This is a genomic window from Bradyrhizobium sp., assembly GCF_019242285.1.
Lineage (GTDB): Bacteria > Pseudomonadota > Alphaproteobacteria > Rhizobiales > Xanthobacteraceae > Bradyrhizobium.
Window position 1 is genome coordinate 1 of sequence record NZ_JAFAVV010000417.1, and the last position, 8,541, is coordinate 8,541.

The 8,541-nt window shown below is 62.6% G+C and carries 9 protein-coding genes; 5 read left to right on the forward strand and 4 right to left on the reverse strand.

Translation table 11 applies throughout. The features are described from left to right. Nucleotides 1–185 precede the first annotated feature (185 nt). The 3 genes from mnmE to hemJ all read right to left on the reverse strand — a co-directional run bounded on the left by mnmE (nt 186) and on the right by hemJ (nt 3,545). Nucleotides 186–1,514, reverse strand: coding sequence for a tRNA uridine-5-carboxymethylaminomethyl(34) synthesis GTPase MnmE (gene mnmE, locus JOY90_RS16175; RefSeq protein WP_291692123.1), 1,329 nt, complete (start codon nt 1,512–1,514; stop codon nt 186–188). A gap of 95 nt (nt 1,515–1,609) precedes the next feature. Beyond that, nucleotides 1,610–2,875, reverse strand: coding sequence for a transcription termination factor Rho (rho, locus tag JOY90_RS16180; RefSeq protein ID WP_291692129.1), 1,266 nt, complete (start codon nt 2,873–2,875; stop codon nt 1,610–1,612). 244 nt (nt 2,876–3,119) lie between these two features. After that, entirely contained in the window at nt 3,120–3,545 is a 426-nt protein-coding gene (gene hemJ, locus JOY90_RS16185; RefSeq protein WP_291692124.1) for a protoporphyrinogen oxidase HemJ, read from the reverse strand. Between the two features lie 450 nt (nt 3,546–3,995). Here hemJ and JOY90_RS16190 point away from each other — a divergent pair, with 450 nt between their 5' ends. From JOY90_RS16190 to dnaQ, 4 genes are read left to right on the forward strand one after another with little or no spacing between them, the layout of a single operon-like run. Then, nucleotides 3,996–4,835: a pyruvate, water dikinase regulatory protein gene (locus JOY90_RS16190; protein ID WP_291692125.1), complete on the forward strand. Its 840-nt coding sequence runs from the start codon at nt 3,996–3,998 to the stop codon at nt 4,833–4,835. Nucleotides 4,836–4,839: 4 nt separating this feature from the next. After that, nucleotides 4,840–5,448 (forward strand): Maf family protein, encoded by a 609-nt coding sequence (locus JOY90_RS16195; protein WP_291692126.1) that lies wholly within the window; start codon nt 4,840–4,842, stop codon nt 5,446–5,448. A 35-nt stretch (nt 5,449–5,483) separates the two neighbouring features. Next, nucleotides 5,484–6,083 (forward strand): dephospho-CoA kinase, encoded by a 600-nt coding sequence (gene coaE / locus JOY90_RS16200; protein WP_291692127.1) that lies wholly within the window; start codon nt 5,484–5,486, stop codon nt 6,081–6,083. Nucleotides 6,084–6,113: 30 nt separating this feature from the next. Next, complete coding sequence (dnaQ, locus tag JOY90_RS16205; RefSeq protein ID WP_291692128.1) at nt 6,114–6,815, forward strand: DNA polymerase III subunit epsilon; 702 nt, start codon at nt 6,114–6,116, stop codon at nt 6,813–6,815. Between the two features lie 27 nt (nt 6,816–6,842). Here dnaQ and secB read toward each other — a convergent pair whose 3' ends face one another. Beyond that, on the reverse strand, nt 6,843–7,322 hold the full coding sequence (gene secB, locus JOY90_RS16210) for a protein-export chaperone SecB (protein WP_291692130.1): 480 nt from the start codon (nt 7,320–7,322) through the stop codon (nt 6,843–6,845). Nucleotides 7,323–7,681: 359 nt separating this feature from the next. On the opposite strand from secB, the gene JOY90_RS16215 reads away from it, so the two are divergent. Beyond that, nucleotides 7,682–8,386, forward strand: a complete 705-nt coding sequence (locus JOY90_RS16215; protein ID WP_291692131.1) for a Tim44/TimA family putative adaptor protein — start codon at nt 7,682–7,684, stop codon at nt 8,384–8,386. The last annotated feature ends 155 nt before the right edge of the window (nt 8,387–8,541 follow it).

Here is an 8,541-nt window from a genome sequence, read left to right on the forward strand (position 1 = left end):
ATCTGGCGTCGATCGCTCGGTTAACAGCTCGCGAAGATGGGGCTTGTTTCACGCGAAACAACCCGACTCGGGGCGCGATTTGTTTCACGTGAAACACCCTGGAACGATCCGTCCTGTTTCACGTGAAACGCTCAATTAACCATGTCCGTTAACCAAGGCGGCCCTCGCCTTTGGCTACTTCAATACTATTTCCCGATACAGAAGTCCCGGAAGATCACGTCCAGGACGTCTTCGACGTCGACCCGACCGAGCAGACGTCCGAGAGAAAACGCCGCCCGGCGTAGTTCCTCGGCAACCAACTCCTCACCCACGCCGGTCGCTGCGATGCTCCGCCGCAGCGAGGTCGCCGTCTCCTCCAAGAGCGTTCGCTGCCGCTCCCGCGTAATCAGGCCAGTTTCACCGGCGCCGAAGAAATCGCGCGCAAACACGCTCAGCGCCGTCACCAGATCGGCCATCCCATCGCTGCGGGACGCTGAAATGGCAAAGCGGTCTTCCGCCAGCTTTCCTGCCTTTGCCCGTTCGCCTCTCTCACGATCGATCTTGTTGCGTACCCACCAGATCGGCGCCGGCTCCTCTTGCTGAATCATGCCGGACTCGTCATCGCTCAGCCACAGCATCAGGTCAGCTTCCGCCGCCCGGGCACGTGCCCGGCGCACCCCCTCCTGCTCCACGGGATCGTCGGTCTCTCGCTGGCCGGCGGTGTCGATGATCATCACCGGATAGCCGTCGAGATCGAGATGCGCCTCGATGATATCGCGCGTGGTGCCGGCATGCGGCGAGACGATCGCGACCTCGCGTCGGGCCAGCAGGTTCATCAGCGTCGACTTGCCGACATTGGGCGGACCTGCGATCGCGACCACGAGACCATCCCGCAAACGCTCGGTTCGGCCGTGAGCGAGCACCGTCTCGATTTCCGTCAGCAATGCCTTGGCCTTCGCCAAAGCTGGCGCCATCAGCTCCGCCGGCACATCGCCTTCGTCCGCAAAATCGATCCCGGCTTCGGCCAGCGCCAGAGCCTTGATGATCTCCGCCCGCCAGTCCCGCGCCCGGTCGCCGAGCAGTCCCTTGAGCTGGCGCAGCGCCTGACGCCGCTGCCGATCGGTGTCGGCATGAATGAGGTCATCGAGACCTTCTGCCTCGGTAAGATCGAGCTTGCCGTTCTCGAAGGCGCGGCGGGTGAATTCGCCGGCCTCGGCCGGCCTGACATTCTCGATCGTCGAAAGCGCGGCGAACAGCGATGCAAGTACTGCGCGTCCGCCATGGACATGAAACTCAGCCACGTCTTCACCGGTCGCGCTTGCGGGCGATGGAAACCACAGCATCACGGCATCGTCGATCGGCTGCTCCGCCGCATCGCGCAGCAAGACGCGCGTCGCCATCCGTGGCGTGGGGAGCTTTCGGGCCAGAAGCCGCAGCGCAGAGCCGGCCTGCGGTCCCGACACGCGCACGACCGCGATGGCGCCCGGCGGCCGCCCCGATGACAGAGCGAAGATGGTCTGATCGTCCGGATGCATCGCCTATTTGCGCTGCGGCCTCCAACAAAGGCAACGGCCAACGAAAAAGGGGCGCCCCGAAGGACGCCCCAAAAGACTTGCCGTGCTGATCCAAGTCAGGTGTTCATCGACTCGAAGAACTCGCCGTTGTTCTTGGTATTCCGCAGCTTGTCGAGCAGGAAGTCGATCGCGTCCATCGTTCCCATCGGGTTGAGGATGCGACGGAGCACGTACATCTTCTTCAACACTTGCGTGTCGGTGATCAGCTCCTCCTTGCGGGTGCCCGAGCGCGAAATGTCGATCGCCGGGAAGGTGCGCTTGTCGGACACCTTGCGGTCGAGGATCAGTTCGGAGTTGCCGGTGCCCTTGAACTCTTCGAAGATCACTTCGTCCATCCGGCTGCCGGTGTCGACCAGCGCCGTTGCGATGATGGTGAGGGAGCCACCTTCCTCGATATTGCGCGCGGCACCGAAAAAGCGTTTCGGCCGCTGCAAGGCGTTGGCGTCGACACCGCCGGTCAGCACCTTGCCGGATGACGGCACCACCGTGTTGTAGGCGCGGCCGAGGCGGGTGATCGAGTCGAGCAGGATCACGACGTCGCGGCCATGCTCGACCAGGCGCTTGGCCTTCTCAATCACCATCTCGGCGACCTGGACATGGCGCACCGCCGGCTCGTCGAAGGTCGAGGAGATCACTTCACCTTTCACCGAGCGCTGCATGTCGGTGACTTCCTCGGGCCGCTCGTCGATCAGCAGCACGATCAGATAGCACTCCGGATGATTGGCCGTGATCGAATGCGCGATATTCTGCATCAGCACGGTCTTGCCGGTGCGGGGCGGAGCGACGATCAGCGCGCGCTGGCCCTTGCCGATCGGCGCGACGATATCGATGACACGCGCCGAGAGATCCTTGCGAGTCGGATCCTCGATCTCGAGGCGGAAGCGCTGGTCGGGAAACAGGGGCGTCAGGTTGTCGAAATTGACCTTGTGCTTGGACTTTTCGGGGTCCTCGAAATTCAGGGTATTGACCTTGAGCAGTGCGAAATAGCGCTCGCCTTCTTTCGGGCTGCGAATGTGGCCTTCGATGGTGTCGCCGGTGCGCAGGCCGAAACGGCGGATCTGTGATGGCGAGACATAGATGTCGTCCGGTCCCGGAAGATAATTGGCATCGGGGGAACGGAGGAAGCCGAAGCCATCGGAGAGAACCTCAACGACGCCTTCGCCAATAATGTCGGTTTCCGCGATCGCCAGCTGCTTCAGGATGGCGAACATCAATTCCTGCTTGCGCATGGTCGGGGCGTTTTCGACCCCGTTTTCCTCGGCAAAGGTGACGAGCTCCGCCGGCGTTTTTGATTTGAGGTCTTGGAGTTTGATTTCCCGCATTGGGAGGTCCTGTAGGGTAACTTTGAAGAGAGGATGCGAGGTGGCTTTTGGAAGGCGGACTCGAAAAAGAAAGGTCCGCAGGTCAAAGCGAGGAAAGCGCCGGAAAGGCTTCAAACCTGATGCGGCGGCCGGCAGAAACCGGAACGCAACGACATCCGCCTGCGTTGGGTGGGATACCACCAATATAGAAAATCGATCGACGTTCCGCAAGCCGCGTTACACCGCAGTCTGCCGCGGCGGCTGCCTAGGAAAACGGCTTGACGATCACGAGGATCACGATGCCGATCATCAGCACCGTCGGCACCTCATTGATAATACGATAGAATTTCTGGCTGTGCGGATTCCGGTCGGCGGCGAAGGCTTTCACGCAGCGGGCGAAAAATCCGTGGATACCCGACAGCACCAAAACCAGGAACAGCTTGCCATGCAGCCACGGCGCCGCGAACCAGCCACCCGACCAAGCGAGATATAGTCCCGCAAGCCATGTCACGATCATCGCAGGATTGATGATCGCCCTGAGCAGGCGCCGCTCCATCACCTTGAAGGTCTCGGACTGCGTCGAGCCTTGCTCAGCCTCGCAGTGATACACGAACAGCCGCGGCAGATAGAGCATTCCGGCCATCCAGGAGATGACCGCGATCACGTGGAGTGCCTTGATCCAGAGATACATCAGAACCGTCTTGCTTCAGTCGTTGCCGGATCGAGGTGTCGACACCCCATCGTTTTCCGGGTGGACACATACCGGCTCGCGCCGTCCCTTCCAAACCAAAAAATTTTAGAATCTTAAGGTTTGAGTCTTTGGTGACGGTGGATTGGACTCACGCAAGACGGTGCCGCCGATGTACGTCGGTTCTCAACAATGATGCACATCCTCCGGCAGGCCGCGCGCTGAGAGGACAAGGCGACTGACTCCAAGAGCTTAAAGAAATTCACGGGCAGCTTGCCCCAAGACAAGTCCACACAATCCCACTATCATTGTCGCGACGGCGCAGGACTTGTCCTTTTGCGCGGCGTGTGAAGAAAGAGAGCGGTTATCCCCGGCCCGCAGCGCGGGGTTCCGGACAACGGCCGACTCTCCCCCAGGATTCACAGGACACACAGGAGCCAGGACAGCAGCACGGTGCCGACCAGCAACTATTTTCATCTGCATTTGGTTTCCGACTCGACCGGCGAGACCCTGATCACGGTGGCGCGCGCGGTGGCTGCGCAATACGCCAATGTGTCGCCGGTGGAGCATGTCTATCCGCTGGTGCGGAGCCAGAAGCAGCTCGAACGGGTGCTGGACGAGATCGAGGAGGCGCCGGGCATCGTGCTGTTCACGCTGCTGGAGCGGGACCTGGTGCTGAGGCTCGAGGACAAGTGCAAGGATCTGAACATCCCGAGCCTGTCGATCATCGGGCCGGTGATGCAGCTCTTCGAGGCCTATCTCGGCGCGGCGACGACCGGGCGGGTTGGTGCCCAGCACGTGCTGAACGCGGAATATTTCAGGCGCATCGATGCGCTGAACTACACCATGATGCACGACGACGGCCAGCATGTGGAAGGGCTCGAAGAAGCCGATGTCGTGCTCGTCGGGGTGTCGCGAACCTCGAAGACGCCGACCTCGATCTATCTTGCCAACCGCGGCATCCGCACCGCGAACGTACCACTCGTGCCTGGCATTCCGCTGCCGCATCAGCTCGAACATCTGAAGAAGCCGTTGGTGGTCAGTCTTCACGCCACGCCGGAGCGCTTGATCCAGGTCCGGCAGAACCGCCTGCTCAGCATGGGTGCGGGACCGAGCAGCGGCGAGGAGTATGTCGACCGCCAGGCGGTGACGGACGAAGTCGCCTATGCGCGCAGGCTCAGCGCGAAATTCAACTGGGCTCAGCTCGATGTGACGCGCCGGTCGATCGAAGAGACCGCGGCCGCCGTGCTGAAGCTCTATACCGACCGGGCCCGGCAGCGGCTGTCGGAATGAAATCATGAGCATCTGGCGCGGAGATCATCCTCTCATTCTGGCATCGCAAAGCCGGGCACGGCAAACGCTGCTCGCGAATGCCGGAATTGGTTTCGAGGCGATGCCGGCGGAGATCGACGAGCGGTCGATCCAGCAACGCTCCGGCTTGTCGGCACCGGCCGATATCGCCGCGCTGCTTGCGCGCGAGAAGGCGCTGTCGATGTCGTCTCGACATGCCGGACACCATGTCATTGGTGCCGACCAGACCCTGGCGCTGGAGCAGAAGCTGTTCAACAAGCCGGCGAATCGTGCGCAGGCCTTCTCGCAATTGCAGGCGCTCGCCGGCCGAACGCACGCGCTTCACTCCGCCGTGGCTATCGCGCTGGATGGCCGGATCGTGTTCGAGCATGTCGCGACCGCAGAACTCACGATGCGGGCGTTGCGGGCGGATGAGATCGAGGCCTATGTCGAGGTCGCCGGCGAGGTCGTCACGTCGAGCGTCGGGGCCTATCAGCTCGAGCGGCTGGGCGTGCATCTGTTTACGCGGATCAACGGCGACCACTTCACCATCCTCGGCCTGCCGCTGTTGCCGCTGCTCGAATTCATGCGCGGCCAGGATCTGCTGGCGATATGACGATGCGGCACGAGATCACCGTGAGAGTAGACTGAATGCTGATCCTGGGTTTGACCGGTTCGATCGGGATGGGGAAATCAACCACCGCAAAACTGTTCGAGGAGGCGGGCGTTCCCGTCTACGATGCGGACGCCACCGTCCACAAAGTATATGAGGGCGAGGCGGTTCCGGCGGTTGAGGCGGCCTTTCCCGGCACCACCGCCGATGGGAAAGTCGATCGCGCAAAACTCTCGGCCCGGGTGCTCGGTGATTCCGCCGCGATCAGCAGGCTCGAGTCGATCGTGCACCCGATGCTGCGGTCCTACCACCAGAAGTTCCTCGCTGACGCCGAGCGCTCCGGTGCGGCGGTCGCGGTGGTCGACGTGCCGCTGCTGTTCGAGACCGGCGGGGAAAAGCGCGTCGACGCGATCGTCGTCGTCACGACCTCGCCCGAGATCCAGCGCGAGCGGATCCTGAAACGCGACGACATGACGGCAGAGAAGCTCGATGCCATCCTCGCCCGGCAGATGCCCGATGCCGAGAAGCGCAAGCGGGCCGATTTTATCGTGGATACCTCGCTCGGACTTGATCCGGTGCGGGCGCGCATCCGCGACATTCTGGAGCAGGTTGTTAAGATGCCAAGGCGGCGGATCTGATTCGACCGCGTCGTTCCCGACTGAGCCCTTATGCGCGAAATCGTTCTCGACACCGAAACCACCGGACTTGATCCACTGCGCGGTGACCGCCTGGTCGAGGTCGGCTGCGTCGAGATCTTCAACCGCATGCCGACGGGGCAGACCTTCCATCGCTATTTCAACCCCGAGCGCGAGATGGCGGCCGAGGCCTTCGCCGTGCACGGGCTGTCGACCGAGTTCCTGGCCGACAAGCCGTTCTTCCACGAGGTGGTCGACGACTTTCTGGCCTTCATCGGCGACGCACCGCTGGTGATCCACAACGCGTCCTTCGATATCGGCTTCATCAATGCCGAGCTCGACCGCATCAAGCGCGCGCCGATCCCGCGCGACCGCCTGGTCGATACGCTTCTGCTCGCGCGGCGCAAGCATCCCGGCGTGTCCAACCGGCTGGATGATCTCTGCTCGCGCTACGCGATCGACAATTCCCACCGCACCAAGCACGGCGCGCTGCTCGACGCCGAGCTCCTGGCCGAGGTCTATATCGACCTGATCGGCGCGCGGCAGTCGCAACTGATCCTGGCTGCCGAGACGGTCGAAATTCGGGTCAACCTGTTGGGCGAGATGCCACGCCGGGTGCGCGAGATGCCGCTATCCCCGCGCCTGACCGAGGCCGATCGTGAAGCCCATCGCGCCTTCGTCGCTACCCTCGGCGACAAGCCGATCTGGAACGATTTTTTCGCAACCGTGCCTTGAGCGATGCGACTCGTCAGTTCGTCCTGATCAGCTCGTCCTGACCTGAGCAGCGGCCTGCCGCTCCATGTTCTGGCGATACAGGCCGACGAAATCGACGGGATCGAGCATCAGCGGCGGGAACCCGCCGTCGCGCACCGAAGTGGCGATGATCTCGCGGGCGAACGGGAACAGCAACCGCGGGCATTCGATCATCACCAGCGGATGCAGGTTCTCCTTTGGCACGTTCACGATGCGAAACACGCCCGCATAGATCAGCTCGAAACTGAACATGACCTTGCCGGCGTTTTCCGCCTTGCCCTCGACGGACAAGGTCACCTCGTACTCGTTCTCGGCGAGGTTGTTGGCACCGACATTGATCTGGATGTTGATCTGAGGCGGCTGGCCCTGAGGTGCCAGCGAGGAAGGGGCGTTCGGATTCTCGAACGACAGGTCCTTGGTGTATTGCGCCAATACGTTGAGCTGGGGCGGAGCGCCCACCTCGGGAGGGGCACCGTTGCCATTGGTCATCAAAGTCACTCCTGGCGCGAAAAGGCCGTTGTTGCGGCGTGTGGCTAACATGGCCGCGCCGTGTTCCACAAGGACGACCGTTGTGCCGCCAAAGGTTGCGTCCGGCATTCGCGGGTGCGGAACGGACATCATAAGCGGTTGAAGGCCTGCGCTTTCCGGTCAGGTTGCCGCATTTCCCCCCGCCACCAAAACGCGCTACAATTATGTTCTGCCAAGGTGCCATTGGCCCGGCAAAATTTCGTGCCTACATCGGGCGGACTTAACGATGATGTAGGCTTTTGCCGCTCCCCTGTGAGGGGAACGCCGTACCGCCCACCGGGGCGGCGTCCCCGGCCGAGACCAGAAAGCGAAACGACGTGATCGATATTTATACCATCATCTTCCTGGCCCTGGCGGTGTTCATTTTCATCCGCCTGCGCAGCGTGCTGGGGCAGCGTACCGGCAGCGAGCGGCCGCCGTTCGATCGGGCGGCGCGTAATGCGCTGCAGGGCGCGCCCGACAGCAACGTGGTCCCTATCCCCGGGAAGGTGATCGACCAGGCGCCGCTGGCGCCGACCGCCGACGTGGTGGCGCCGACCGACCGCTGGAAGGGACTGGCGGAGCCGGGCTCCTCGCTCGCGCTGGGACTGGATGCCGTCGCGGCCCAGGATTCGTCGTTCGATCCCAAGCATTTCCTGAGCGGAGCGCGCTCGGCCTACGAGATGATCGTGCTGGCCTTCGCCAATGGCGATCGCCGCGCGCTCCGAGACCTGCTCTCCTCCGAGGTCTATGACAGCTTCGAGACGGTGATCAAGGACCGCGAGAGGCACGAGCAGAAGACCGAGACGCGCTTCGTGTCGATCGACAAGGCCGAGCTGGTCGGCGCCGAGCTGCGCGAACGCACGGCGCAGCTCACGGTGCGTTTCGTGTCGCAGATGATCTCGGTCACCCGCGAGAAGGCGGGCACCATCGTTGACGGCAATCCGGACAAGGTGGCCGATATCACCGACGTCTGGACCTTCGCCCGGGACATCACGTCACGCGATCCGAACTGGAAGCTGGTTGGCACAGGCAGCTCGCACTAAACGTGAGACATTGAGGCGTTGCATCGCCGTACTGTCGATCGCCGCGGTGGTCCAGGCGCTGCTGCCGATCGTCGTGCTGGCCGCGCGCTACGCCCACTCCCGCTCGTCCAGCTCGCGCCTGCCCCCGCCGCATGCCCTTCCCTACCCGCAGCTCC

Bases quoted from the DNA above. Each gene is read 5' to 3' on its own strand.
- rho (WP_291692129.1), bottom strand. From the start codon at position 2,875: ATGCGGGAAATCAAACTCCAAGACCTCAAATCAAAAACGCCGGCGGAG.
- JOY90_RS16195 (WP_291692126.1), top strand. From the start codon at position 4,840: ATGAGCATCTGGCGCGGAGATCATCCTCTCATTCTGGCATCGCAAAGC.
- dnaQ (WP_291692128.1), top strand. From the start codon at position 6,114: ATGCGCGAAATCGTTCTCGACACCGAAACCACCGGACTTGATCCACTG.
- coaE (WP_291692127.1), top strand. From the start codon at position 5,484: ATGCTGATCCTGGGTTTGACCGGTTCGATCGGGATGGGGAAATCAACC.
- mnmE (WP_291692123.1), bottom strand. From the start codon at position 1,514: ATGCATCCGGACGATCAGACCATCTTCGCTCTGTCATCGGGGCGGCCG.
- hemJ (WP_291692124.1), bottom strand. From the start codon at position 3,545: ATGTATCTCTGGATCAAGGCACTCCACGTGATCGCGGTCATCTCCTGG.
- secB (WP_291692130.1), bottom strand. From the start codon at position 7,322: ATGACCAATGGCAACGGTGCCCCTCCCGAGGTGGGCGCTCCGCCCCAG.